Source organism: Cryobacterium sp. M91 (assembly GCF_002929615.1).
Lineage (GTDB): Bacteria > Actinomycetota > Actinomycetes > Actinomycetales > Microbacteriaceae > Cryobacterium > Cryobacterium levicorallinum.
The window spans coordinates 21,000-44,449 of record NZ_PJJT01000089.1 but is presented as its reverse complement, the minus strand read 5'-3'; the positions used below and the strand labels follow the sequence as shown (position 1 = coordinate 44,449).

At 65.6% G+C, this 23,450-nt stretch carries 25 protein-coding genes and 1 riboswitch; of the genes, 7 read left to right on the top strand and 18 right to left on the bottom strand.

Features of this window, described 5'->3' with window-relative positions; translation table 11 throughout:
- The first annotated feature begins 23 nt into the window (after window positions 1-23).
- Together CXY80_RS14695 and CXY80_RS14690 are read left to right on the top strand one after the other, a co-directional pair.
- Window positions 24-1,712 carry a multicopper oxidase family protein gene (locus tag CXY80_RS14695; protein WP_104132933.1) on the top strand — a complete coding sequence of 563 codons (1,689 nt, stop codon included), beginning with the start codon at window positions 24-26 and terminating at the stop codon, window positions 1,710-1,712.
- The gene (locus tag CXY80_RS14690) at window positions 1,712-2,695 is read left to right on the top strand and encodes a hypothetical protein (RefSeq protein WP_104132932.1); all 984 of its coding nucleotides are present in this window, start codon (window positions 1,712-1,714) and stop codon (window positions 2,693-2,695) included. The genes CXY80_RS14695 and CXY80_RS14690 overlap by 1 nt, the downstream gene beginning before the upstream one ends.
- Here CXY80_RS14690 and CXY80_RS14685 read toward each other — a convergent pair.
- The 4 genes from CXY80_RS14685 to CXY80_RS20285 all read right to left on the bottom strand — a co-directional run bounded on the left by CXY80_RS14685 (window position 2,658) and on the right by CXY80_RS20285 (window position 6,499).
- Complete coding sequence (locus CXY80_RS14685) at window positions 2,658-4,004, bottom strand: sensor histidine kinase (RefSeq protein ID WP_104132931.1); 1,347 nt, start codon at window positions 4,002-4,004, stop codon at window positions 2,658-2,660. The genes CXY80_RS14690 and CXY80_RS14685 overlap by 38 nt on opposite strands.
- Window positions 3,997-4,710 (bottom strand): response regulator transcription factor, encoded by a 714-nt coding sequence (locus tag CXY80_RS14680; RefSeq protein ID WP_104132930.1) that lies wholly within the window; start codon window positions 4,708-4,710, stop codon window positions 3,997-3,999. The genes CXY80_RS14685 and CXY80_RS14680 overlap by 8 nt, the downstream gene beginning before the upstream one ends.
- Before the next feature lie 123 nt (window positions 4,711-4,833).
- A complete protein-coding gene (locus CXY80_RS14675; protein ID WP_158251666.1) occupies window positions 4,834-5,817 on the bottom strand; it encodes a BTAD domain-containing putative transcriptional regulator in 984 nt (327 codons plus the stop codon).
- Between the two features lie 100 nt (window positions 5,818-5,917).
- A complete protein-coding gene (locus CXY80_RS20285; protein ID WP_233195401.1) occupies window positions 5,918-6,499 on the bottom strand; it encodes a hypothetical protein in 582 nt (193 codons plus the stop codon).
- Between CXY80_RS20285 and CXY80_RS20810 the strand changes: the two genes are divergently transcribed.
- Window positions 6,443-6,934 carry a family 1 glycosylhydrolase gene (locus tag CXY80_RS20810; protein WP_369828700.1) on the top strand — a complete coding sequence of 164 codons (492 nt, stop codon included), beginning with the start codon at window positions 6,443-6,445 and terminating at the stop codon, window positions 6,932-6,934. The genes CXY80_RS20285 and CXY80_RS20810 overlap by 57 nt on opposite strands.
- On the opposite strand, the gene thiC is transcribed toward CXY80_RS20810, so the two are convergent.
- Both thiC and CXY80_RS14660 read right to left on the bottom strand, forming a co-directional pair.
- Window positions 6,888-8,543, bottom strand: coding sequence for a phosphomethylpyrimidine synthase ThiC (gene thiC, locus CXY80_RS14665; protein WP_092448089.1), 1,656 nt, complete (start codon window positions 8,541-8,543; stop codon window positions 6,888-6,890). The two genes, CXY80_RS20810 and thiC, sit on opposite strands and share 47 nt — an antisense overlap.
- A riboswitch (TPP riboswitch) is annotated at window positions 8,538-8,645 on the bottom strand. Its footprint overlaps the gene before it by 6 nt.
- A gap of 164 nt (window positions 8,646-8,809) precedes the next feature.
- A complete protein-coding gene (locus CXY80_RS14660) occupies window positions 8,810-9,778 on the bottom strand; it encodes a response regulator transcription factor family protein (protein ID WP_104132928.1) in 969 nt (322 codons plus the stop codon).
- 113 nt (window positions 9,779-9,891) lie between these two features.
- Here CXY80_RS14660 and hxlB point away from each other — a divergent pair, with 113 nt between their 5' ends.
- From hxlB to CXY80_RS14645, 3 genes are all read left to right on the top strand, one after another.
- A complete protein-coding gene (hxlB, locus tag CXY80_RS14655; protein WP_092448091.1) occupies window positions 9,892-10,476 on the top strand; it encodes a 6-phospho-3-hexuloisomerase in 585 nt (194 codons plus the stop codon).
- 58 nt (window positions 10,477-10,534) lie between these two features.
- Window positions 10,535-11,158: a 3-hexulose-6-phosphate synthase gene (gene hxlA / locus CXY80_RS14650; RefSeq protein WP_092448092.1), complete on the top strand. Its 624-nt coding sequence runs from the start codon at window positions 10,535-10,537 to the stop codon at window positions 11,156-11,158.
- Between the two features lie 261 nt (window positions 11,159-11,419).
- Entirely contained in the window at window positions 11,420-12,850 is a 1,431-nt protein-coding gene (locus tag CXY80_RS14645) for an FAD-binding oxidoreductase (protein WP_104132927.1), read from the top strand.
- Between the two features lie 10 nt (window positions 12,851-12,860).
- Here the strand turns inward: CXY80_RS14645 and CXY80_RS19555 are convergent, their stop codons facing one another.
- The 6 genes from CXY80_RS19555 to CXY80_RS14620 form a co-directional block, all read right to left on the bottom strand.
- Window positions 12,861-13,004 carry a hypothetical protein gene (locus CXY80_RS19555; protein WP_166787536.1) on the bottom strand — a complete coding sequence of 48 codons (144 nt, stop codon included), beginning with the start codon at window positions 13,002-13,004 and terminating at the stop codon, window positions 12,861-12,863.
- Complete coding sequence (locus CXY80_RS14640; protein WP_134477857.1) at window positions 13,005-13,190, bottom strand: hypothetical protein; 186 nt, start codon at window positions 13,188-13,190, stop codon at window positions 13,005-13,007.
- A 134-nt stretch (window positions 13,191-13,324) separates the two neighbouring features.
- Window positions 13,325-14,164, bottom strand: coding sequence for a phosphonate ABC transporter, permease protein PhnE (phnE, locus tag CXY80_RS14635; protein WP_199182279.1), 840 nt, complete (start codon window positions 14,162-14,164; stop codon window positions 13,325-13,327).
- Window positions 14,161-14,958 (bottom strand): phosphonate ABC transporter ATP-binding protein, encoded by a 798-nt coding sequence (locus CXY80_RS14630; RefSeq protein ID WP_104132926.1) that lies wholly within the window; start codon window positions 14,956-14,958, stop codon window positions 14,161-14,163. Before CXY80_RS14630 ends, phnE begins: the two co-directional genes overlap by 4 nt.
- A 47-nt stretch (window positions 14,959-15,005) precedes the next feature.
- Window positions 15,006-15,926 (bottom strand): PhnD/SsuA/transferrin family substrate-binding protein, encoded by a 921-nt coding sequence (locus CXY80_RS14625; protein WP_158251664.1) that lies wholly within the window; start codon window positions 15,924-15,926, stop codon window positions 15,006-15,008.
- Window positions 15,927-16,099: 173 nt separating this feature from the next.
- Complete coding sequence (locus CXY80_RS14620) at window positions 16,100-16,768, bottom strand: HAD hydrolase-like protein (protein WP_092448097.1); 669 nt, start codon at window positions 16,766-16,768, stop codon at window positions 16,100-16,102.
- 112 nt (window positions 16,769-16,880) lie between these two features.
- On the opposite strand from CXY80_RS14620, the gene CXY80_RS14615 reads away from it, so the two are divergent.
- Complete coding sequence (locus CXY80_RS14615; protein WP_233195400.1) at window positions 16,881-17,816, top strand: aldo/keto reductase family oxidoreductase; 936 nt, start codon at window positions 16,881-16,883, stop codon at window positions 17,814-17,816.
- Here the strand turns inward: CXY80_RS14615 and nucS are convergent.
- The 6 genes from nucS to CXY80_RS14585 all read right to left on the bottom strand — a co-directional run bounded on the left by nucS (window position 17,813) and on the right by CXY80_RS14585 (window position 23,348).
- Window positions 17,813-18,508, bottom strand: a complete 696-nt coding sequence (gene nucS / locus CXY80_RS14610) for an endonuclease NucS (RefSeq protein WP_092448099.1) — start codon at window positions 18,506-18,508, stop codon at window positions 17,813-17,815. The two genes, CXY80_RS14615 and nucS, sit on opposite strands and share 4 nt — an antisense overlap.
- Before the next feature lie 98 nt (window positions 18,509-18,606).
- Window positions 18,607-19,602: a dihydroxyacetone kinase subunit DhaK gene (gene dhaK / locus CXY80_RS14605; protein WP_092448100.1), complete on the bottom strand. Its 996-nt coding sequence runs from the start codon at window positions 19,600-19,602 to the stop codon at window positions 18,607-18,609.
- A 43-nt stretch (window positions 19,603-19,645) separates the two neighbouring features.
- Entirely contained in the window at window positions 19,646-20,278 is a 633-nt protein-coding gene (gene dhaL, locus CXY80_RS14600) for a dihydroxyacetone kinase subunit DhaL (protein ID WP_092448101.1), read from the bottom strand.
- Complete coding sequence (locus CXY80_RS14595; RefSeq protein ID WP_092448102.1) at window positions 20,275-21,066, bottom strand: HAD-IA family hydrolase; 792 nt, start codon at window positions 21,064-21,066, stop codon at window positions 20,275-20,277. Before CXY80_RS14595 ends, dhaL begins: the two co-directional genes overlap by 4 nt.
- A 3-nt stretch (window positions 21,067-21,069) precedes the next feature.
- The gene (locus tag CXY80_RS14590; RefSeq protein ID WP_092448103.1) at window positions 21,070-21,930 is read right to left on the bottom strand and encodes a class II fructose-bisphosphate aldolase; all 861 of its coding nucleotides are present in this window, start codon (window positions 21,928-21,930) and stop codon (window positions 21,070-21,072) included.
- A 110-nt stretch (window positions 21,931-22,040) separates the two neighbouring features.
- Window positions 22,041-23,348, bottom strand: coding sequence for a GAF domain-containing protein (locus CXY80_RS14585; RefSeq protein ID WP_092448104.1), 1,308 nt, complete (start codon window positions 23,346-23,348; stop codon window positions 22,041-22,043).
- Window positions 23,349-23,450: the final 102 nt, after the last annotated feature.

The following is a 23,450-nucleotide window of genomic DNA, read 5'->3' as shown; positions in this document are numbered from 1 at the left end:
AGCACAAAGCCTTGAGGAGAGAAATGACATCACGCAGGGAAGTTCTCCAGCTCGGCGCCTTCGGTGCGCTTGGTCTGGCCAGCATGGAAGGGAATGACAATGACGTTCCGATCGTGCCGCTGCCCACTCAAAGCCAGCTCGCCCCCGCGAATATGCCGGTGCCCTACGCCGGCGTCTTTCGCCGCCCGCCGGTGCTGGCCCCGTACCAAACCGGTTTCGACGAGGGTGACCCCGACCGCCCATTCGCCCGGTACGCACTCACCCAAAAACTTGGCCAGGCGCAGTTTGTGCCGGGCCTGTCGACCACGATCGCCGGCTACAACGGCATCTTCCCAGGGCCGACCATTCGGGCTAGGCAGGGCACCCGGTGCGAGGTGCGCATTCGCAACGCACTGCCGGCCAAAGGCCTGCTGCATCCCAGCGCCTTCCGTACCGTGACCCACCTGCACGGCTCGGCGTCGCTGCCGCAGTACGACGGCTATGCGAACGACTCGACGGCGCCCGGCAACGTCAAGACCTACCGATATCCGAACTGGCAGAATGCCCGCACTTTGTGGTACCACGACCATAATCAGCACCTCACCGCCCAGAACGTCTATTCGGGACTGGCCGCGTTCTACCCCCTGACCGACCGCTATGAGAGTGCGCAACTCCCCCAGGGGGAGTTCGACGTACCGCTGATGATCTCCGACGCCATGTTTAACGCCGACGGATCGCTTGGATACAACGACCGGCTGCACAGCGGCCTCTACGGCGACATCATTCTGGTCAACGGGGTGCCGTGGCCGACCATGAAGGTCAAGCCACGCATCTACCGCTTTCGCGTGCTGGTCGCCTCCATTTCGCGGTCCTATCGCCCAACCTTGTCGACCGGCGACCCGGTCTACATCGTCGCGACTGATGGCGGGATGGTGCCCATCGTGCAGCCCGTCGCCTCCTGGCGCCACGGCACGGCAGAGCGGTACGAGATCCTGATCGACTTTCGCAAGTATCGGGTCGGGCAAAAGATCGGCCTGCTGAATCTGAGCAACAAGAACAACGTCAACTTCGTCAACACCAACAAGATCATGCAGTTCGAGGTCGGTGCTGATTCCGGGTCGAACCTGGGCGGCATCACGTCGATTCCGGCAACGCTCGATGACGGCGGCTCTGTCAACCCGCACCAGGGCGGGATCGCCACGATGAGCCTCACCCCTGCCATGGCCAAAGTCAAACGCAGCCTCAAGGTGGAGAAGGTGAATGGCGTCTGGAAGATCAATGGCACGACCTGGGACGACGTCGTGGCTTCCCGCTTCACCCAGTTGTTCGCGAACCCGCAGCCTTACGATGTCGAGCAGTGGACCATCACCAACGGCTCCGGCGGTTGGTTCCACCCGGTGCACATTCACCTGATCGATGCCAAGATCGTCGGCCGAAACACCAACGGCGGCAAGCCGTTCGTCTGGGAAAACGGGCCGAAGGACGTCTTCTACGTCGGCGAGAACGAGTCGATCACGGCGCTCATGCAGTTCGACACCGGGCCGGAGGCCGGCGGCCGCTACATGATTCACTGCCACAACCTGGTGCACGAGGACCATGACATGATGGCGCAATTCGCGGTGGGAGACTCCCGGGTGAACGACCCGATCTACTCCGATCCCGCCTATTGGGACACGATGCCGATGAATGCCTACCCGCCGGTGTACCTGCCGGGGCTGCCAGCCGGCACCTGATGGTTCACGCGACCCGTCCGACCTCGGCGGTGCGGCTGCTCGCTCTGCTCAACGCTGGTTTACTGGCGGCTGGAGTGCTGAGTGGCTGCACGGCTTGGGCCTCGGCCCCGCCTGGCACGACCAGCACCTCGACTAGGCCAGCCGCGGCATCCGCTTCACGCAGCGAAATTGGCAATGGCCGACCCCTGGTCAACTACGACGGACCACTGGTGCAACGCCGGGTCGTACTCGCGATACATACGAAAGCGGATGCCGATCTGCCCACGTTGCGCGCCGGCGTGGACCAGCATGCCGACGGTGCCAACCTCAGGCTCGCCGAGATTTCCCCGGATGTGTTGCCGGCCGGGGTGCTGGAGCAGGCCGTGCCCCAGCTGACCCTGCTGCTGCCGGCGGGGTCGACCGAAGACGACGCGCGCGGCCTTATCGATGCATCGACGGCCACCCAACCCGCGCAGTACTTCGTGCTGACCGTTCTGGTGCACGATCTCGTCTTCGAGGTGGACGCGACCGACCCGGGGGCGTTGGCCGATGCTATTGCGCGTGAAGGCATCCTCTCTGATGCTCTGGGAAACTACGAGACCACGGCTGGCGCCGACACCTTGGGCGTGAGCTACCTCGGGACACTGTTGGGCGACGAAATGGTGGACTCCGTGCGCAGCGCGATGGCACGCCCGGCCGGCACCACACCCCGGCGGGTGGCTGTCCTGGCCGGCACTCCCGGCGGGGCGGGCGTTGACATCGCCGCCGAACCGATCCCACAGCCGGTGGTCTTGGCTGGCGGAACCTCGCATGAGGTGGTGAGCGATGCGCCGGTGGCCGGGGCCGAGGTTGACTCGACACCGTTGGGACCGTGGCTGGCCTACTGGATCGGACTCGCGGTGGTGCTGGGCGTGACGGTGCTGCTCGCCGGTTGGAGTCTGGTGCAGCGGCGGCGCGGGCTTCGGGCTAGCGCGTTCGAACCGGAACGACCCGATCCAGAGTAGCCATGACGGAGGTACCACCGCCCACCCAGGAGCGCACTTCGAGGGTGCCGCCGGCGACCTCGATGGTGTCGCGCATGATGCGCAGACCCATGTGATTCTCGGGTGCGTCCGCGGCCATGTCGAAGCCGCAGCCGTTGTCATGGATGAGCAGGATGGTGCGATCGGTATCTTGCATGAGCGTCAGCTCGACGGTGCCGGCCTTGGCATGCTTAAGGGTGTTGGCGAGCACCTCGCGGGCCACCCGATAGAACATCGCCGAGCGGTCCCGGTCGAGATCGCAGTCGGGGGGAATATGCAGTTTGACCTCGATGTCGTGCTCGAGCAGCGGGGCGGCCAGCCGGGTGAGGGCGGCCGGCAGTCCGAGTTCGGCCAGATCGGGTGGGTAGAGCTCGGTCGTCATAGCGCGCAGGGTGCGCACGTTTTTTTGCAGGATGGCCTTGGCCTGGCCGAAGAGCGCCCGATTCTCGGGGGTGGAATGCATTTCCTCGGCTTCGAGGGCGTAGGACAGGCCGGCCAGATCTTGAATGACTTCGTCGTGCAGATCACGGGCAATGCGCTGGCGTTCCAGGTCGGAGGCGTCGATCGCGTGCTGCAGGAGGCGGCGTTTCGTTGACTGGTGACCCTGGATGCGCCGGGCCAGCTGGATCGCCGGCACGAGCTGGGCCATTTGAAGGGCTCCAAGGGACAGCAGGAAGGTGGGAATCAGCCCGACCACGAGTGCGTTTTGCTCGTCACGGACCCCGTCGTCATTGAAGTACGCCTCCAAAATTACGACCTGACCGTTGGCCGCCGTGGTGCGCACGTGCACCTCGACCAATTCGCCGGCCTGGGATTCGTGCGCGTTCTCGGCGCCGTCCTGCACGCCGAGGTTTGCATGCCCCTTGCCTCCGGCCAGGAGTTCAGGGGCAAAGCTCGGCAGGTCGAAGACCTGGCCGACCAATGCCGGGAAGTCGGAGTACACGATTCGCCCCCCGGAATCCCAGACCTTGATGCGCACAATCGATCCGTCGGAGATGCGGGGAGCCAGGCGGTCGTCCAGCCGACGGGTCGATCCGGGCAACCCCGCGAGGAGGTCGTCGGTAATGAGCGGTCCGATGGAATAGTCGGCGAGGCGTTGAGCCTGTTGGATGGCGTTGTCCATGGCGTTGCTCATGGATTCAGCGCGAACCCAGAGTGCGGCCGGCACGGCGATGATCATCATGGCGATGACGCCGACGGTGATGAACCGACCCACCGCCGACCGCACCTCGGAACGTTCGTCCGACCGGGTTCGGTCGAGGCGGCTGGGCTTCGCCGCCGAGTTAGACATGCTGGGCGGGAACCAAGCCCAGTCGAGTGGCGATCACGACGGCCTCCAGTTGTGAGTGTGCGCCGAGCTTGCCGAGGATGGACTTGACGTAACCCCGGCAGGTGTTCTCCGAGATGCCGAGGGTCTTGGAGTTGGCCCGAACGTCGGAACCCTCTCCCATGAGGCGGAGCACGGCGAGCTCGCGCTTGGTCAGCTCGGGAAACGGAATCTCATCGTTGTGCTGTCGGCGTCGGGCGCTGAGCAGGCTCACGAGCGACGGATGCACGATGAATCCGCCAATCCGAGCGTGCCGGAGGGTATCGAGCACCGTGGCGAGCGAACCGTCCTTGGGCAGGAAGGCGCAGACGCCGATCGCCGCGGCCTGTTCGAGGGCCTCGAGGGCCGGGTCGCCGGTGAGGATGACGATGCGGGTCTGCGGGGCGCGCGCCAGGATGGCCGCGGCCGCGACGAGCCCACTGCCGTCGGGTAGGTGATAGTCCATGACGACGACGTCGGGGCGCAGCTCCAGACACGCGGCGATACCGCTTGCGACGTCGTTGGCTGATCCGACGCTGCACAGGTCAGGCTCGCGGTTGAGGGAATCGGTGAGCAGTTCAGCGAAGGTCCTGTGATCGTCGACGATGAGAATGCGAATCTGGGCGGGCGGCGGCGGTTGAACGGCCGTTCCCTGGAAGTAAGGTTCGAGGGGGGACATTTGCGTGGTCATCTGCGGAGACCTCTCTGCCCTGTCCCGAGCTGTGTTAGCTCGATAGACGAAACCAGCATCTGCAGAACCTGAAATTCCGTCGAGTCCCGCTGTTTTTGTCCCCCATGTGATACTACCCGGGAATCAGGCGCGAGCGACGGCGCGGCGCAGGAATGACGTGATGACATCAGTGGCCTCTCGGAGGGAATCCGGGACCGGCTCTGGTCGCGGAAGTGTGCTCGTGCGGGGGTGAGAATCGGGTGCTGGCACTCCCAGGTGTTCGTGCAGCACGAGAAAAGCCGAGAGCACGTCGGCAAGGTCGCCGTCTTCGGTGGCCGTCGCGTGCAGCAGACGCAGCTGGGCTGAGCGCAGAATCTGGCCGGGTGCGCAGCCCAGTTCGCTCTGCATGGCATGGCGGCACCGGTCATAGGCCTGCAGGCCCTGGGCGTGGCACCCGGCAGCCTCCAGCCCGAGGATGAGGGCCGTCCAGGCTCGTTCATTGAGCGGGTCATTGGCAATCGCGAGGTTGGCGAGATCGACGGAATCGTCGATCCGGTGCAGAGCAGCGGCGGTTTCGGACGCCAGAACGCGGGCGACGGTCAGCCGGGACTCGTGCAGGTCCCGCGCCTCCGATGCCCACGCTGCGACCAGTTCATCGCAGAGCAGTGGGGCTTGGGCGAGGTCGAGGGCGCGAAGTAAGAAGGGGTAAGCCAGCTCGGGATTGGTTTTCTGGGCTCGTTGCAGCAGATCGTCGAACTGTTCAAGGTCGACATCGACCAGGTCGCGGTCCAACACATAGCCGCCGGTCGTCGTCTGCAACGGCCCGAACTTTCCCGCACCGGGCTGCAGGTGGCGGCGCAGCACGCTGACATAACTTTCCAGGGTGGGCAGGGCTTCGGCTGGAGGGTTTGCTCCCCAGAGCAATTCGATCAGGTGGTCTTTCGACACCGGGAGGCCAACGTGTACGAGAAGAATCTCCAGGATCTGGCGTGGTTTCGGTCCGCCGAGTTCGTGGGCGTGCAGAACAACGGGGCCGCATCGAATGGTCAGGTTGCCGAAGAGTTGAACGCTGAGGTGTGCGACGGGCGCGCTGGCTGGCTGCACTCGGGTTTCCGATTCCATTGTCATAACGACCTCCACTGTTGGAATGCGACAATGATGCCTGTTTGCCCAAGCCGGGGTAAGCCGCGGGTGGACTAGGAAATTACCCCCAATTTCGGGGATCATTTCAGGAGTTGGTATGATGCCCGGTTCCGAGGGACAGGCTGGCCCCCTGAGGCCCGTCCAGGACGAGGGCAATGACCTGATTGGGGATTTCGAAAACGAGGGTCGCTTGAACGGATGCTCCGCTCTGCTCCGCCGGGTCGACCCAGAGCGCGGTGGACCGCGCGCCGAGTCCGGACAGGGAGTAGTCGGCGGCGCGAAAGGCGAGGCCGGAGGCATCCGTTTCGGTCAGTTCGAGCAGAATGCGCACGCGGTGGGCCCCGGGCTGCACCGGGCTGGAGAGCAGATCGGCGGCGGTCGCCGGCACCCAGCCATCGGTTTCGAGCGGGATGATCGCGCTGATGCGGGCGAGTCCGCCGGGCACGGCGGCCGTATCGCCGAACGGGGTGCTCGGCTTCGTACCGGTGAGCAGCAGCACGCCAGCCAGGGCAGCCATCACGAGCCAGGCGATGGCCAATGGGATCAGAATTTTGCGGCGGCGTTGGAACAGGGTGCGAGGCGAGGGACGCCTGTGCCGTGTGGTGCCCGGATGCTTCTCCCCGTCGTCGGGACGCACCAGACGCAGCGTTACATTCGCGGGAGTCATGTGCGGAATTCTGACCGCGGGACCATGGGAAAACCCTGCTCCGGTCTGGTTTGTCGCGGATGGGCTGGCGTGGGCGCGCCCGTCAAGGACGGCATCGAGGTGCTCGGCTACGAGCACTGGAGCGCCCTCGACAACTACGAGTGCGCGAGCGGATTCCGGCCGACATTAGGGCTCATCGAGGTCGACCACGAGACGTTCGTTCGCACGCCCAAGCCGAGCCTGGCCTGGCTGGCTGGGTCGCGCGGGCGAACGGGCTGGAGTAGCGAAGGTCCTTCGCGACCGGTCGTTCACAACTGCTCGCGGCGCCAGCGATCCGGGCACCGGCGACCCCGGAAGCGGCGACCGTGGGAGTGCCCGGTGGGCATCCGCTTGTCGAAAATGACCGTCATCAGAGCACCCGCGGCGGTAGATAGACCGAGCTGCCCAGACGGGTGAACTCGGCCGACTTCTCGGCCATTCCCGCCTCGATGGCCTCGAGACTGGTGAGGCCGTTCTCTTCGGCGTACACCCGAACATCCGCTGAAATACGCATGGAACAGAACTTGGGACCGCACATGCTGCAGAAGTGGGCGGCCTTGGCGGGGCCGGCCGGCAGCGTCTCGTCGTGAAAGCTCTGCGCGGTGTCCGGGTCGAGCGAGAGCGCGAACTGGTCGGTCCAACGAAATTCGAACCGGGCCCGACTGAGGGCGTCGTCGCGTTCCTGGGCGCGCGGATGCTGTTTGCCCAGGTCGGCGGAGTGCGCGGCGATCTTGTAGGTGATCACGCCGGTTTTCACGTCGTCGCGGTTGGGCAGGCCGAGGTGTTCCTTGGGCGTGACGTAGCAGAGCATGGCGGTGCCGGCCTGGGCGATGATGGCCGCGCCGATCGCGCTCGTGATGTGGTCGTAGGCCGGAGCGATGTCGGTGGCGAGCGGGCCGAGCGTGTAGAACGGGGCCTCCTCGCAGAGTTCCTCCTCGAGCGCCACGTTTTCAACGATCTTGTGCATCGGAACGTGGCCGGGGCCCTCGATCATCACCTGCACTCCGTAGGACTTCGCGACCTTCGTCAGCTCACCGAGGGTGCGCAGCTCCGCGAACTGGGCCTCGTCGTTCGCGTCGGCGATCGAGCCGGGGCGCAGGCCGTCGCCGAGCGAGAAGGTCACGTCGTAGCGGCGCAGAATCTCGCACAGCTCCACGAAGTGGGTGTAGAGAAAACTCTCCTGGTGGTGCGCGAGGCACCAGGCGGCCATGATCGAGCCGCCGCGCGAGACGATTCCGGTCACCCGGTTGGCGGTCAGCGGCACGTAGCGCAGCAGCACGCCGGCGTGCACGGTCATGTAGTCGACGCCCTGCTCGCACTGCTCGATCACGGTGTCGCGGTAGATCTCCCAGGTGAGTAGCGACGGGTCGCCGTTGACCTTTTCAACGGCCTGGTAGAGCGGAACGGTGCCCACCGGAATGGGCGAGTTGCGCATGATCCACTCCCGAGTGAGGTGAATGTCCTTGCCGGTGGAGAGATCCATCAGGGTGTCGGCGCCCCAGCGGGCCGCCCAGACCATCTTCTCGACCTCTTCGGCGATCGACGAGGTCACCGCCGAGTTGCCGATGTTCGCGTTGATCTTCACGGTGAAGGCCTTGCCGATGATCATCGGCTCGCTCTCCGGATGCTTGTGGTTGGCCGGAATGACGGCCCGGCCGCGCGCCACCTCGTCGCGGACGAGCTCGACCGAGACGCCCTCGCGCGCGGCGATGTAGGCCATCTCCGGCGTGACAATGCCGGCGCGGGCCCAGACCAGCTGGGTGGCAGCGCCATCGATGGGCAGCGGATGCTCCCACCCGGCCCGAGTCTGCGGCAGCCCCGTCTCGAGATCGATGGTGGCCGTCTCGTCGGTGTACGGGCCGGACGTGTCGTACAGGTCGAAGTGTTCGCCGTTGCTGAGGTTCACCCGGCGAACGGGAACTTCGAGTCCGGGCCAGTCCTTTACCGGTTCGTAGCGTTTGCTGCTGCCCTGGATCGGGCCGGTCGTGACCGTTTTTGACATGGTTGTTTCATCAATTGTGCGCATTGGTTTCGAACTTCCTACGCCGGCATTACCCGGACAGGTTCAACGGTCGACGGCCCTGGCCGTCCTCTCAGCTCGCTGGTGCGCGCTCCCGTGGTTGGTGTGTCTTCTGACTCCTTCACCCTAGCGCTGGTTGCGCGCTCGGGTCCTACCGGGGTCGCGGTCACCGCGCCCGTTGGGGGCCATCGCTCCGGGCATCGCTGGCGCTATGACCGGGAACTGGCGCCCGAGTCTGCGGGTGCCAGGCATAGCTGGCGCTGGGCATCCGCTTAGCGAGCGAGGGCGGCCAGCTCGACGCGGGTCGAGGCACCGACCTTGCGCAGCAGGTTGGCCACGTGAAACTTCACTGTGTTCTCGCTGATGGTCAGGGCCTGTGCGATGGCCTTGTTGCGCGCCCCAGAGGCGACGAGTTCGAGCACGCCGCGTTCGCGTGGGCTGAGGCCCCAGGCCGCGGCGGTGGTGACGGATGCCGTGGGCGCGTCGAGCGGCAGCGACACGGCCATCTCGGAGCCCCAGCCGGCGGTGGCCTCCACGTTGAGGGTGCCGCTGAGCGCGACGACGCGGGCGGCGAGCTGGCGCACGCTCGGAACCTCGGCATCGAGGTTGCCCGGACCGTCGTCCCGAATGCGGATGAGCAGGTTACTTCCGTCGCAGTCCCACTGCACGCGCACCCGCGCGACCCCGGCCTGTTCGACGAGGGCGAGTACGGCGCCGCGCACGATGGCGCGGGCTTCGTGGGCGACCTCGCCGGGCAATGCCCGACCGTTCACCGGCGGCTCGATGAACTGCACGTCGAGGTCGCCGAAGCGCACGAGCGGGCGCAGGTCGTTCCTTAGGCGTTCGAAGGCGCGGGCGACGGGTTCCTCGGTGAGACTGCGATCGAGGTCGCTCACCGCGCGCAGGGCGACCATCGCAGCGGCGGCGAGTTCGGTGGCCTTCTGTCGGGCGGCGGTGTCACTCGTGCTGCCGGAGCGCAGCACAGCGAGCAGGGATTCCAGCGTGGTGGCGTGTGCGTCGGTGAGGTCGGCGATGAGTTTGGAACGTTCGGCGGCTGCGCTGCGCGCTGTTTGAACCGGGGAGTTTGCGGGGAGCGTCGAGCGTTTTGCGGTCGTGGCGGATGACGCGGCCGGTTCGGCTGCTCCGGTACCAGCATCAGACCGGAGGGCGGCGGCCGTGCTGCCCGCAGCGGCCTCAGTGGCGGTGGCGCGCACGCCGGGGTTAGATGGAGCGGAAGTCATGCCCCCAGCCTACCCGGGCCATCCTCGGAGCCCACCCAGAGCCATCCGTTTGGGTAGGAAAACCGCTCGTTTGGCGGGCAGCATTCCCACTCGAAGGAGTGGAACATTGAATCATGACCGAAACGACAACCACCCCACTGGCAGCGGATGCCCTCGGCCTCATTTTCGCCGAAAACGGCCGCGTCGTCGAGGCGCTGCAATCGGCATCCGCTTCAGTACTGGATGAGGCGGCAACCCTGCTCGCCGCGGCACCCCGGGTATTTGTGCTCGGTGCTGGCCGCTCCGGGCTGGCACTGAAGATGACCGCGATGCGACTCATGCACCTCGGCCTCGACGTGCACGTGGTGGGCGAGGTGACCAGCCCGGCGATTGTGTCGGGTGACGTGCTGCTGGTGGCGAGCGGATCCGGAACGACGGGCGCCATTGTGCGTGCCGCCGAGACGGCTCACGGCGTGGGGGCGAGCATTCTCGCGCTGACCACGGCGCCCGAGTCGCCGCTCGGGCGGCTCGCCGCGGTGACCGTGGTCATTCCCGCGGCTGCCAAGCAGGACCACGCCGGGCAGGTGTCGGCCCAGTATTCGGGCGGCCTGTTCGAGCAGTCGGTGTTGTTCGTCGGCGACGCCCTGTTTCACACGCTCTGGAAGGCGAGCGGTTCCACGGCCGAACAGCTCTGGCCGCGTCACGCCAACCTCGAATAGAGCGCGCACCCTTTCCAAGAACTTTCCACTCTTAAACACTAATAGAAAGCAGAATCCCATGAAGCTTCAGGTAGCTATGGACGTACTGACCACCGAAGCGGCGCTCACGCTGGCTGCTCAGGTTGCACCGCACGTCGACATCATCGAGCTCGGCACCCCGCTGATCAAGGCAGAGGGCCTGCGCGCCGTCACCGCGATCAAGAACGCGCACCCCGACAAGATCGTCTTCGCCGACCTCAAGACGATGGATGCCGGCGAGCTCGAAGCCGACATCGCCTTCGCCGCCGGTGCAGACCTCGTCACCGTGCTCGGCACGGCCGGGGACAGCACCATTATCGGAGCCGTCGCCGCCGCGACCAAGCACGGCAAGGGCATCGTCGTTGACCTCATCGGCGTTGCCGACAAGGTCACCCGCGCCCGCGAGGTCACGGCGCTCGGTGCCCAGTTCGTCGAGATGCACGCTGGACTCGACGAGCAGGCCGAGCCCGGCTTCTCGCTCGCCACACTGCTCAACCAGGGCGAGACCGCCAAGGTTCCGTTCTCCCTTGCCGGCGGCGTGAACCTGTCGACCATCTCTTCGGTGCAGCGCGCCGGAGCAACGGTCGCCGTTGCCGGCGGAGCAATCTACGGCGCCGAAGACCCGGCCGCAGCTGCTGCCGCCCTTCGCGCCGCGATTATCTAGCCCAAGCGCTTAATCTGGTGCCGTCCCGCGTCTGCAGGGCGGCACTTTTGCGTTAGCGGCACTATCGCGTTAAGCGGATGTCCCTGCCCGGGTGACGGGAAATCCGACCGGGCCCGGGCCTGGTCGATGGGGCACTCCTGCACGCATGGGCCCACATTCCAAGCCCCGGCCTGTCGGTGGGCGCGGCTAGGCTGGTGGCGCCCAGACTAGTTGGCGGCATCGTCGCCGCGAGAGGACGCCACCCATGACCAGCAGCCACGCATGAATAGCACCATTTTCGACCGGGCCCGGCCAGCGGCATCCGTTGTTAAAGCCTCGCTCACGGGAACACGCCAAGGCTCGTTTTGGCTCGAGGAGCTCGAGCCGCGTACCGGCTATCCAGCGCTCACCGGCGACCTGCGCTGCAACCTCGCGATCGTTGGCGGCGGCTACCTCGGACTGTGGAGTGCGGTGCTGGCCAAGCAGCAAAACCCTGATGCGAGGGTGCTTTTGTTGGAGGCGCGCACGGTCGGCTGGGCGGCATCCGGTCGCAATGGCGGCTTCTGCGAGGCGAGCCTGACCCACGGTGACGACAACGGGCGCAGCCGCTGGCCGAAAGAGATCGACCGACTGACCGAACTGGGCAACGAGAATCTCGACGAGATCGAACGAGCGGTGGCAGACCTCGGCATCGACTGCGATTTTGAACGCACCGGATCCATCGACCTCGCCATCGAAGAGCATCAGATTGAGTGGCTGCGCGAAGAGACGATCGGCGAAAACGTGGTGTTTCTCGACGAGTCCGCAGTGCGGGCCGAGGTCGCGTCACCGACCTATCTCGCCGGCGTCTGGCACCGGCGCAGCACCGCCCTCGTGCATCCGGGCAAGCTCGCCGCCGAACTGGCGCGCGTGGCGACCGACCTTGGAGTGGAGATCTTCGAGCACTCGCTCGTGCAGAGCGTGGACACGGCCCGACGTCTGCCGGCCCAGGGCGCCCGGGTAGTGACCACGGGCGGCACCGTGACCGCGCAGAAGGTCGCGCTCGCCACCAATGTCTTTCCCTCGCTGCTCAAACGCAACAAACTCGCGACCGTTCCAGTCTACGACTACGTGCTAATGACCGAACCGCTCGATGCGAGCCAGCTCGCCGCGATCGGCTGGCAGAATCGGCAGGGCCTGAGCGACCTCGCCAACCAGTTTCACTACTACCGACTGAGCGCCGACAACCGCATTCTGTTTGGCGGCTACGACGCCGTGTACCACTACGGGCGAAAGGTGCGCAGCGGCTACGAGAACCGACCGGAGACCTTCGAGAAGCTCAGCAGCCACTTCTTCACGACGTTTCCGCAGCTGGCCGGCGTGCGCTTCAGCCACAAATGGGCCGGTGCGATCGACACGTCCACGCAGTTCTGCGCCTTCTTCGGGCAGGCTCGCGGCGGGCGCATCAGTTATGCGGCCGGCTTCACCGGCCTCGGTGTTGGTGCCACGCACTTCGCCGCCCAGGTCATGCTAGACCAGCTGGCCGGCCGCAGTACGGAGCGCACTGAACTGGCCATGGTGCGGGGCCGTCCGCTTTCGTTCCCACCGGAGCCGCTCGCATCCGCTGGAATTCAGGCCACGCGCTGGGCACTCAATCGTGCCGACCACAATCGGGGCCGCCGCAACGTGCTGCTCAAGGGGCTCGATGCGCTGGGCCTAGGCTTCGACTCGTAGCCGGGACCGACTATTTGCCGATGGGACCTGGCAGGCCCTTTTCGGCCAACACGGCGTCGGCCTCTTCCGGCCGACCGAGATCAGTGAGTATTTCGGCGCGCACTTCACGGGCATAACTGTAGAGTTCCGCGTCTGAGATTTCATCCTTCATCATTTACCCCTTCCAGGTGGCTGGCAAGCGAGCGACCACCAGCTGCGCCAGGTCCCTATCATCTTCTTTTGCTTCGTCTTCTTTCGCGAGCTTGCGCAGCGAAGCGAGGCCGGCGATGCAGGCAGCGACGAACGTTCCGTCCCAGGGAATGATCCCAAATAGGTAGAACTGCTCGGCTTCGAAGGTCATGGTCCAGAACATAGCGGTCAGCGACCGCGTCCAACAACAACGACCGGGTCATCCAGGCTCCGGTCCCGAAATGTCAGACAAGAGGATGCCGCACCTCGGCGGGCCTGGACCGACCAGCGGATGCCGCGCCGCGGCTAGTGCGGCGCGACTGCGGAGCTGCCGTCGAGCATCCGCTTGCGTGCCACGCTGCTGAGTCGCTCGGCCAAGAGGACGACGATGAGAATCATGACGATGATCGTCATCGCGGTGTCGAACTGGCGCAGTTGGAATGCCACGTTCAGCTCGACGCCGATGCCACCGGCTCCGACCAGGCCGAGTACCGCCGCGCCACGAATGGATTTTTCGAGGCAGTACAGGCTGGTGCCCGTGAACGACGGAAACGCGGTCGGGATGACCGCACAGGCCATGACGCTGATGCGGTTGGCTCCGGTAGAGCGCAACGCGTCGATCGGACCGCTGTCGAGCTCTTCGATGCGTTCCGCGAAGAAGCGGCCCGCGAAACCGATCGTATCGACCATGATCGTCAGGATTCCGGCGATCGGTCCGAGACCGACCGACACGACGAAAACCATGGCCCAGACCAAGTCGGGCACGCTGCGCATGACCGTGAGCAGTGATTTCGCGGCCACGTGAATCATGCTGTGTGGTGTGGTGTTTCGCGCAGCGAGCAGAGCGATCGGCAGGCTGAGGAGCACGCCGAGGGCCGTACCGATGATGGCCATCTCGATGGTTTCGAGCATGGCCTCCGCGAGGTTTGGCACGCGATCAGTCGCCGGTGGAAATCCGCGCGAGAGAAAATCCCACGTGCGCGCCGGGGCCATGAGTAGCCGTTCGAGGCTCAGATCGAGGCGGGACACCCCGTGAATGGCGAGTCCCGCGAGCACCAGCACGGCCAGAAATGCTCCGCCGTGGGGGCGCCGAAACCGGCTGGGTGGCGCGCTGGTGACGCGCGTCGGCCGGGTGGTCATGATCATCGATTCACTCCTGCTTCGTCGTGCTGCGAGTTCTCGGCGGAATCAGCCTGCTCTGAGTCCTCGGAATACAGCCCGGCCAAATCGGTCCGAGACAGATCACGCATGTGCCCATCGAGCAGCAATCGGCCGCGTTGCAGTGCGACCACGCGGTCGCCATACGCCTCGGCGAGTTCCAGCTGGTGCAGGGTACAGACGAGCGTCAGACTCTTTTCTGCCACGACCTGCCAGAGCACGTCCATCACTTCCCGCCCGGCCCGGGGGTCGAGGGCGGCCACGGGTTCATCCGCGAGCACGATCGTTGGGCGTTGCATCAGCATCCTGGCGATCGCGACGCGCTGGCGCTGCCCACCGGACAGCTGGTCAGCGCGGCGCGAGGCGAAGGGGGCCAGGCCCACGCGTTCCAGACAGACCATGGCCTCGTCTCGCACAGTGCTGGACGAGGTCCAGGCGAACCAATTTCGTGGGTTGTCGGTGCGCCCGAGAGAACCGTGTCCGACGTTCGACAACACGCTGACCTGGTCCACGAGGTTAATCGATTGAAAGACCGTGCCGACCCGCCGACGCACGTCGCGCAGTTCTCTCGCCGTGGCTCTGGTCACCGCCGTTCCATCGAGGGAAATAGCGCCGGCCGTTGGCTCAATCAGACGAGTCAGTGCCTTGAGCAAGGTCGACTTACCGGATGCGTTGTGCCCCAGCAGCACGATGGCCTCACCCTGGTCAACGGTCAGGTTGATGCCGTCGAGGGCTTCTGTTCCATCGGGATAGCGATGACTTAGATCGCGCACGCTGATCATGGGTGTGGCGTGGGGGACAGAGGTACTGCGTGGGCTGTGCTGCCGGCTCACTCGGGGAGCTCGGCGAAATCGGCGAATCCAGCCGCTTCGAAGGCCGCGCGCGTCGGGTCGTAGTCGGCATCCGTGGCGACCTGGAATTCGGATTCGAGGTACTTGTCACTCTCGCCGGTCGCGGTGATGGCGTCGAGAAGCACCTGCTGGTTTTCGGTCAGGGTCTCTTGAAGCCAGGTCGCGCATCCGCTGCCGAGAGCGCTGCGGGCCACGAACAGATCGTTGGGCAGGTCGGGTCCCTCGGCCAGCATTTTGATCGATCCGGCCCCCAGTTCCTCTTCGATCTCCGCGAAGTCGCTCAGGCCGGTGCCGAGCGCATCGCCCTCACCGGCGCCGAATGCCGCGATGCGGGTCGCGCCGAGCGGAACGACGTCGACGTTATCGCCAGCGACGAGGCCGGCGTTGGAGAGCATTTCCAGCGGGCCCAGGTGACCGGAGGTGGAACCGACCTCCTTGGTGATGACCGTGGAATTTTCGAGGTCGGCAAGCTCCGTCACGGTGGAATCGGCGCGGGTCACGATCATGGAGCGGTAGCCGGGGCGGGTGATACCGACAACCGGGATAGCGTCCGCTTCCTGCTTCAGAACGACATATTCGGCGGGACCAGTCAGGAGCAGGTCGATCTCGTCGAATTCCAGCGCGGTCGACGCTGCGGTGCGGCTGGAGATTGGGTAAAACTCAACGTTCTTGCCGGTGGCTTCTTCAAATGCCGTACGGAATCCCTCGAATTCGACGACGAGAGTTTCGAGTCCTTCCACGCCCGTGTCGCTGAATCGGAGCGTGTCGGGGCACGAGTCCGCGCCGGTCGCGGCGAGAGGCTGGTCACTCGCGGTACTGGTTGCGGCGCATCCGCTCAAGGCCAGAATGCTGACGAGGGCAAGGGCGGGAATGGACCTGTGGCTAGCTTTGGATCGCAAAAGATGGAGCCTAACTGGTTGTGACGCGGCGAGAATAGAAGAACCCGAGGGTATTCGCCGCTCGGGTTCTTCAACACGCTGTCATTCCCCGGTCACCAGCCGTTTACCTCCCGGTGAACACGAGGCAAATGCGAGGTGAACCGCGTGGGGGTTCCGCCTGGTTCGCGATGGCCTCAGCCGAGCAGCAGCTTGCGGAGCTGGTCGGTCGAGTGCACGACCGCGGTCGCCGCCTCGGCCTCGGCCGGCGAGCCGTAGCCCCACTCCACCAGAATCGCCGGAATGCCATTCGCCTGCGCGCCGATGGCGTCGTAGCTGCGGTCGCCGACCAGGACGGCGCCGCCGGTGTCTACGCCGGTCGCGGCCAGGCGGGCGAGCGCCTCTGCGACGATGTCGGCCTTGTTGCTGCGGGTGTCGTCGGCGGAGGCACCGACGGTAGCCGTGAAGTACTTGGCGAGGTCGAAGTGCGTGAGAATGGCGATCGCACTGAGCTCGGGCTTGCTGGTGGCCAGGGCGAGCGGAATTCCGGCCGCGTGGATACGTTCGAGCAGGCCGGCGACGCCGGGAAAGACAGCCGTGTCGAGCGCGGCGGCGCCGTGGTACTCGGCGCGGTAGACGGCGATGGCTTCGACGGCTTCGGCGGGGGTCATGCCGGCGTATTCCTGAAAGGCGTCGAACATGGGTGGGCCGACGTAGGCGAGCAGTTGGGCAGCGGAGGGCACCGGGCGGCCGAGCAGCGTAAACGTGCGGGCCAGAGAGCTGGTGATGGCCGGGGCGGAATCCGTGATGGTTCCGTCAAGGTCGAAGAGAATGGCGCTCCAGGTGCGCGTCAATGTTGCGTTCATTCGGCATAGCCTAGGCGGTCAGCCGAAAAAGTGTCCCATTTACCCATTTTCTCAGCATTCGTACGGTTAGTGAGGCGCTAGCCTTTTCGTTCCCTCTCACAAAGGAATCCCTATGACGCTGTCTCCGCCCGCCCGCCTCATCTACGGCTGCATGGGACTCGGCGGCGACTGGACGCCCGGGCCGGTCACCCCGGCCGCGATCGATCAGGCCGCCGCCGCGGTCGAGGCCGCGCTGTCCATCGGTATAACGGTGTTCGACCACGCCGACATTTACCGCTTTGGCAAGGCGGAGCAGGTGTTCGGTGAGGTTCTGAAACGCTCGCCGGGACTGCGCGAGCGCATCGAGATTCAGACGAAGTGCGGCATCCGCTTGGATGCAGAGCACGCTCCCTACGACCTCGGGGCGATCGTGGCGCGCGTCGACGACAGCCTCGCGCGCCTGGGCGTTGACTACGTCGACACGCTGCTGCTGCACCGGCCCGATCCGTTGCTCGAACCCGCCGTTGTCGCTGCGGCGGTGACCGACCTGCACGCCGCCGGAAAAATTCGCGCGCTCGGCGTCTCGAACATGTCGGGAGTGCAGATCGCGTTCCTCCAGCGCGAGATCGACCTGCCGATCGTGGTGAACCAGCTTGAGATGAGCCTGCTCAAGCGCGACTGGGTCGACAGCACGGTGCTGGTTAACCACCCGGACGGCGCCGACAACACCTTTCCGCACGGCACGCTGGAGTACTGCGCGAGTAATGGGGTGCGGCTGCAGGCCTGGGGCGCGCTCGCGCAGGGCCGGTATTCCGGGGCGCCGGGCGCGGCGGCCGAGGAGGCGGCATCCGCTTTGGTGCAGACGCTGGCCGAGGCGAAGAACACGACCCGCGAGGCCATCGTTCTCGGCTGGCTGATGCGACACCCCGCGCACATCGATCCCGTCCTCGGGTCGAGCGATCCGGCGCGCATTCGGGCCTGCGGGGATGCAGCCGCGCAGGCAGCGGCGATGACCCGCGACGAGTGGTTCGCGTTGTACCTTGCGGCCCGCGGGCGCCCGCTGCCCTAAAAGAGTTTCGAGGCCGTGTCGTCGAGGCCGCGCATGGCGTCGTAGTCGAGGAGCAGACAGCGGATGCCGCGATCCTCCGCCAACTTGCGGGCCTGCGGTTTGATCGTCTGCGCCGCAAAAACCCCACTGACCGGCGCCAAATGCGGGTCGCGATTCATGAGTTCGAGGTAGCGCGTGAGCTGCTCCACCCCGTCGATATCGCCATTTCGCTTGAGTTCTACCGCGACAGATCGGCCGGCGGCATCCTGCGCGAGGATATCGACCGGCCCGATGGCGGTCATGTACTCACGGCGCACGAAGGTGAAACCCTCGCCGAGCAGATGAATGTGCTCGGCCAACAGCTTCTGCAGGTGCGACTCCGCGCCGTCCTTGATCAGGCCGGGGTCGATGCCGAGCTCGTGCGCCGAGTCGTGCTGCACCTCGTACACGCTGACCACGAGCTGGTCGGCGGTCTTGCCGTGGGTGACCGTCCAGAGGGCGGTGATTCCGGCATCCGCTTGATCGCCGTCGGGCTCGGAGATGGCGATCGAGCAGGGTGGGCTCATCCAGTTCAGCGGTTTGTAGGAGCCGCCGTCGGAGTGCACGAGCACGCTGCCATCGGACTTGATCATCAGCAGACGGGTGGCCAGCGGCAGGTGCGCGCTAAGACGCCCGGCATAGTCAACGGAGCATTTCGCAATTACAAGGCGCACTGAACGAGTTTATCCTGGTCGCCTTCGGCCTCTCATCGGCACGGGCCTCGGCGACCGCGCTCACGGGCCTCGGCGACCGCGCTCACGGGTCGGGCGGCTCAGAAAACTCGCATTGCGATCTCGGCCGGGGCGGCGAGTAGTGCCGTTATCTCGTCGTCGAGTCGCACCAGCGTGATCGAGGCACCGGCCATGTCGAGCGAGGTGCAGTACTCGCCGACATAGTTACGTCCCACGGTCATGCCCAGCGCGGTGAGCCGCTTGTGGATGATCCCGTAGAGAATGTACAGCTCACTGATCGGCGTGCCGCCGAGGCCGTTCACCATCACGGCGACCCGGTCCCCGCTGACGAATGGCAGGTCGGGAACGATCGCGCTGAGCAGCTCGTCCACGATCTCGTCGGCGGGCATCCATTTGGCCCGGCGTCGCCCCGGTTCGCCGTGGATGCCGACGCCGATCTCGATCTCGTCGTCGCCGAGGGCAAACAGGGGTTCCCCCCGGGCGGGAGGAGTGCAGGCCGTCAGCGCGACACCCATGGTGCGGGTGACGGAATTGACCTTTTCGCCGATGCGCACCAGCTCGTCGAGGTCGGCACCGGACTCCGCCGCGGCTCCAACGGCCTTCATCACGAAGAAGTTGCCGGCCACGCCGCGGCGGCCGACGGTGTAGGTGGAGTCCTGCACCGACACGTCATCGTCGATGAACAGCGTGCGCACCTGGATGCCGTCGGCGCTGGATGCCTCCTCGGCCATCTCGAACGCCATCCGGTCTCCGGTGTAGTTGTTGACCAGGAGCAGCACCCCCTTGTCGGAGGCGAGGAGCTTGGTGGACTCGATAATGAAGTCGATCGGCGGGGCGGCAAAGACGTCTCCAGGGCACGCGCCGTCCAGCATCCCCTTACCGACCGTCATCACGTGGGCTGGCTCATGACCGGAGCCGGAGCCCTGAATGATGGTGACCTTGTCGTGGTTGGGGGCATCCGCTCGATGGATGAGGTGATACTCGGGAACGTAGCGCAGGGTGTCGGGGTTCGCGAGCGCGATGCCCTCGAGCATCTCGGGAACGAACTGCTGGGGGTCGTTGATGAACTTCTTCATGATGTCTCCACGTCGTTGTCGGGATCGGATGGTTATCGGTGGGCTAGTTGGCCCAGGTTCGGGCGAGGCGCTCGACCAGCACAGCAATGGCGATCGCGCCAGCGTCGGGCGATCCCACGCTGCGCTCGCCGGTGTAGCTCGCGCGCCCGCGCCGGGCCTGGAGCAGGCTCGTGGCTTGTGCGGCCTCCCGAGCGGAGACCGCCATCTTGCCCAGAGCAGTCTTGGCGTCGTCGCCGGCCGCAAATGCGGCCTCGAGCGTGTCGACGGCGGGCACAAAAGCATCGAGCAGGGTTTTGTCACCGACATCGGACTTACCGCGGTACTTGATCCCTTCGATGGCCGCGCGCAGCGCGGTGATGGTGTCCGCCGGGCTGATCTCGTTTCGGCCCTTGAGCGCGGTGCCGGCGCGCAGGAATGCCGTTCCCCAGAGCGGCCCCGACGTTCCCCCGATGGTGCTGGTGATGACAATCGCGATCTTGCTCAGGAATACCCCGGGGTCCGTGCGGTCAACGCCGTCCCAGCCGGAGAGCACAACCTCGAAACCGCGGGCCAGAGAGTAGCCGAAGTCCCCGTCACCGACAACTGAGTCAAGTTCGCCGAAGTATTTCTCGTTGACGAGGGCCTCCTCGGCGATGGAGCGCACCACGAATTCAGTCGCGTTCAGGGAACTGGTCATGATTCTTCCTCCTGGTTGGGGGCGCGCAGCAGCATCGAAAGGTCGCCCAGCGTCACGAAACCGTTCGGCACCACGCCGGCAGGAGAGCCCAGCACGGTTGCGAGTTCGCCATCCGGGTCGCCGAGCGAGGTGACGACGAGGGCAGCACCGTCAAAGTTCTCATCGACGGTGTAACTGCTCACTGTGACGAGGGTGCGCAACCCGGCAGCGCGGGCGGCGCGCAGGCCGTTGTTGCTGTCCTCGATGACGATCGCCTCGTCGGTGCTCACGCCGAGGTGCTCCAAGGCATAGGCGTAGATGTCCGGCGCAGGTTTCTTGGCGGCCACGATGTCTCCCGCGAATACTTGGAACTGCGCGGCCAGGGACTCGCCCACCGCGTGGGTCAGCACTGCCCGCACGGAGGGTTCGGCCGAGGTTGAGGCGACCGCGAGCATCCAGCCGGCAGCAGCCGCCTCGGCGACGATCCGGGCGATCCCCGGGCGGGCGGGCAGCGCTCCGACAGCGATCAGGTCGGTGTAAATCTGGGTCTTGCGCCGATGCCAGGTGGCGACGGTTTCTTGTTGCCGGGCCGGATCGGCGGGAAGATGGGCCGCCTGAACGAAGTCCGGCGTGAGCAGGCTCGTAAGGCGTTCCTTGCCACCGCCGATCAGCAACTTCTCGGCGTAATCCTCCTCGCTCCAGTGCACGGGCAGTCCGAACTCCGCGAAGCTGGCGTTGAAGGCGGGCAGGTGTCCGTGGCGTTCGGTGTCGGCGAGTACGCCGTCGCAGTCGAAGATCAGTGCTGGCATCGCTTACCAGGCCTGGCCGGCCGAGCCGAACGTGCGGGCCAGGCCCGTTGTGAGGTCGACGACATCGCCACTCACAGCGCGAAAAAGCGTCGGCGGGTCCCATTTGTCGGCCTCTTCGGCGAACCGCAGGTTGGCCAGGGTGGATTGCAGATAGGTCACCTTGAGGGCGGTAGAGATGTTCACCTTGGAACAGCCGCGCTGGATCAGGTCGTGGAATTGGGCGTCCGTCATTCCGGTGCCGCCGTGCAGGGCGATGGGTATTGGATGCGCCGCCACCAGATCGCTGACCCGGTCGAAGTCCAAAACGGGTTTCGATTTGTAGACGCCGTGGGCGTTGCCGATGGACGGAGCGAAGACATCGACGCCGGTCGCTTCAATGAACGCGAGGGATACGTCAAGGGTCTGCCGCGCCGCGGTCTGATCGGAGCCGACACCGTCTTCGACGCCGGTGATGGATTCAATCTCACCCTCGACATGGGCTCCGTAGCCTCGGGCCTCCTTGACCACCTCAATGGTTTGGCGCTGGTTCTCGGCCACGGGCAGCTGGGACGCGTCGAAGAGCACCGAGTTCCAGCCGATGGCCAGGCACTCGCTGATCACGTCACGGTCGGGGCAGTGGTCGAGGTGCAGGGCGACGGGCACGTCGATGTCGGCGGTCATGGATTGCCACATAGCGAACAGCACCTTCGCGCCGATCGAGCGCACGGTCTTGACCGACGTCTGCACGATGATCGGCGAGCGAACTTCGACTGCGGCAACCAGCACCCCCTGCATGGTGAGGTCGTTGAACACGTTGACAGCAGGCACGCCGTAGCGGGCATCGAACGCCCGGTCGACGATTTCCTTCAGGGAAACAACTGGCACGACGGCCTCCTTTGGCTTCGTCCCACGTTAAACCGGCACGCGCATCGCGCGCTATCGGGGAGTCCCCCCATTCGCTTTGGGGGAAATCCCTGGTCGTCGTCGGCATCCGTTCAGGAATGATGCGGATGGGCCAGCCCGGCCAGCATTGTGCGGTTGGCTGCTCCCGTCTTCCTGAGGATCGTGCCGACGTGTTTTTCGACGGTTTTTACCGAGATGCCAAGTTCCGTACCGATCTGCTTGTCCCGGAGTCCGCCCTCCACCAGCCGGCGCACCTCCCGCTCGCGGGACGTGAGGAGGGCGGGATCGGCCGGTTCGCCCCACATTTCCAGTAGGGAGCGCGACAGAACAGCATCGCCGGCAACGGCCGAGTCGACCGCTCGCACGAGCGAATGCCCCTCGGCGGATCGGTTCAGGAACCCGCGGGCGCCAGAGTGGGCCGCGCGCCGGATTCGTTCGTCGTGTGGGTCTCCGACCAGGAGCACGACGGCCGTGCCCGGACTGGTGCGAGCCAGCGCCTCGATCAGGTCGGTGTCTGGCAGGTCGGTGCCTGGCAGGTCGACCAGATCGATGTCAGTGACCACGACGTCGGGCTGCAGATACCGTGCCGCAGCGAGGGCGCCAGCAGCGTCGCCGCACTCGGCGATCACCTGGATGCCCGTCCCCTCCTGCGTGAGCAGGTGCACCAAGCCGGCGCGGATCACCGGTCGTTCGTGCATGACGAGCACCCGAGGGGGGTGTGTCTCGGTCAGGCGCCCGATCGATACGTGCGTCGGTCTGCACGGATCGTCGCCGCCCGGCAGCCCGAATCTGTGGGCCAGCGCTGCACGCTCGGACGTGTGAAACTCGGCCAGATTGATGTTGACCTCGATGGCCACGGTGTGCAGACGGAAGTCGGCGATGGCGGCGGCCGCCTGAGCGGCGAAACGTTCGAGTATCCGGGCGTCCTGGCTGGTGAAGAGGCGCTCGGAGGTATTGGCAAAGACCACGCAGGCGCCGATGACCCCGGAAGGAAGCCTGATCGGCACGCCGATGACTGGGCGCTGGTAGCGGGCGTCGTCCCGGCCGAGATGACCGCCCGGCACTTTGGAGTACTCACTGAACACAACGGATCCACCGGCTCGCACGACTGCTCCGGTGACGCCTTCATCCAGTGAGAAGACTTGGCCAGCCCGGCATTCGTCGCCGAGGTCGACCTCTTTGCGGTAGACCTGAGCGGTCTCATCAATAGTGCAGATCGATCCCATGGCGCATCCCAGCAACTGGGCGGCGCGCAGCAGGATCCGTTCCAGCAGAGGTCCGAGCCCCGTATCACCGGCCGGCCCCGTAGCCAGGAACAGGGCTACTTCATCGCCGGGCTCATCGGTCTGCGATCGAGGGGCATTACGAGGGGTCGGCAGGTGAGTCGGGGTCGGGCCCATCGTCTTCTCGTCTCTGAGTGTGCAAGCCAGCCTGGTTCCGTAGACAGCACTTCACCCTATGGGTCTGTCCCCCCTTGGCGCTAGCGGCGGGTGCTTCGATGT

Bases quoted from the DNA above. Each gene is read 5' to 3' on its own strand.
- CXY80_RS14695 (WP_104132933.1), top strand. From the start codon at position 24: ATGACATCACGCAGGGAAGTTCTCCAGCTCGGCGCCTTCGGTGCGCTT.
- CXY80_RS14690 (WP_104132932.1), top strand. From the start codon at position 1,712: ATGGTTCACGCGACCCGTCCGACCTCGGCGGTGCGGCTGCTCGCTCTG.
- CXY80_RS14685 (WP_104132931.1), bottom strand. From the start codon at position 4,004: ATGTCTAACTCGGCGGCGAAGCCCAGCCGCCTCGACCGAACCCGGTCG.
- CXY80_RS14680 (WP_104132930.1), bottom strand. From the start codon at position 4,710: ATGACCACGCAAATGTCCCCCCTCGAACCTTACTTCCAGGGAACGGCC.
- CXY80_RS14675 (WP_158251666.1), bottom strand. From the start codon at position 5,817: ATGACAATGGAATCGGAAACCCGAGTGCAGCCAGCCAGCGCGCCCGTC.
- CXY80_RS20810 (WP_369828700.1), top strand. From the start codon at position 6,443: ATGCTTCTCCCCGTCGTCGGGACGCACCAGACGCAGCGTTACATTCGC.
- CXY80_RS20285 (WP_233195401.1), bottom strand. From the start codon at position 6,499: ATGACTCCCGCGAATGTAACGCTGCGTCTGGTGCGTCCCGACGACGGG.
- thiC (WP_092448089.1), bottom strand. From the start codon at position 8,543: ATGCGCACAATTGATGAAACAACCATGTCAAAAACGGTCACGACCGGC.
- CXY80_RS14660 (WP_104132928.1), bottom strand. From the start codon at position 9,778: ATGACTTCCGCTCCATCTAACCCCGGCGTGCGCGCCACCGCCACTGAG.
- hxlB (WP_092448091.1), top strand. From the start codon at position 9,892: ATGACCGAAACGACAACCACCCCACTGGCAGCGGATGCCCTCGGCCTC.
- hxlA (WP_092448092.1), top strand. From the start codon at position 10,535: ATGAAGCTTCAGGTAGCTATGGACGTACTGACCACCGAAGCGGCGCTC.
- CXY80_RS14645 (WP_104132927.1), top strand. From the start codon at position 11,420: ATGAATAGCACCATTTTCGACCGGGCCCGGCCAGCGGCATCCGTTGTT.
- CXY80_RS19555 (WP_166787536.1), bottom strand. From the start codon at position 13,004: ATGATGAAGGATGAAATCTCAGACGCGGAACTCTACAGTTATGCCCGT.
- CXY80_RS14640 (WP_134477857.1), bottom strand. From the start codon at position 13,190: ATGACCTTCGAAGCCGAGCAGTTCTACCTATTTGGGATCATTCCCTGG.
- phnE (WP_199182279.1), bottom strand. From the start codon at position 14,164: ATGATCATGACCACCCGGCCGACGCGCGTCACCAGCGCGCCACCCAGC.
- CXY80_RS14630 (WP_104132926.1), bottom strand. From the start codon at position 14,958: ATGATCAGCGTGCGCGATCTAAGTCATCGCTATCCCGATGGAACAGAA.
- CXY80_RS14620 (WP_092448097.1), bottom strand. From the start codon at position 16,768: ATGAACGCAACATTGACGCGCACCTGGAGCGCCATTCTCTTCGACCTT.
- CXY80_RS14615 (WP_233195400.1), top strand. From the start codon at position 16,881: ATGACGCTGTCTCCGCCCGCCCGCCTCATCTACGGCTGCATGGGACTC.
- dhaK (WP_092448100.1), bottom strand. From the start codon at position 19,602: ATGAAGAAGTTCATCAACGACCCCCAGCAGTTCGTTCCCGAGATGCTC.
- dhaL (WP_092448101.1), bottom strand. From the start codon at position 20,278: ATGACCAGTTCCCTGAACGCGACTGAATTCGTGGTGCGCTCCATCGCC.
- CXY80_RS14595 (WP_092448102.1), bottom strand. From the start codon at position 21,066: ATGCCAGCACTGATCTTCGACTGCGACGGCGTACTCGCCGACACCGAA.
- CXY80_RS14585 (WP_092448104.1), bottom strand. From the start codon at position 23,348: ATGGGCCCGACCCCGACTCACCTGCCGACCCCTCGTAATGCCCCTCGA.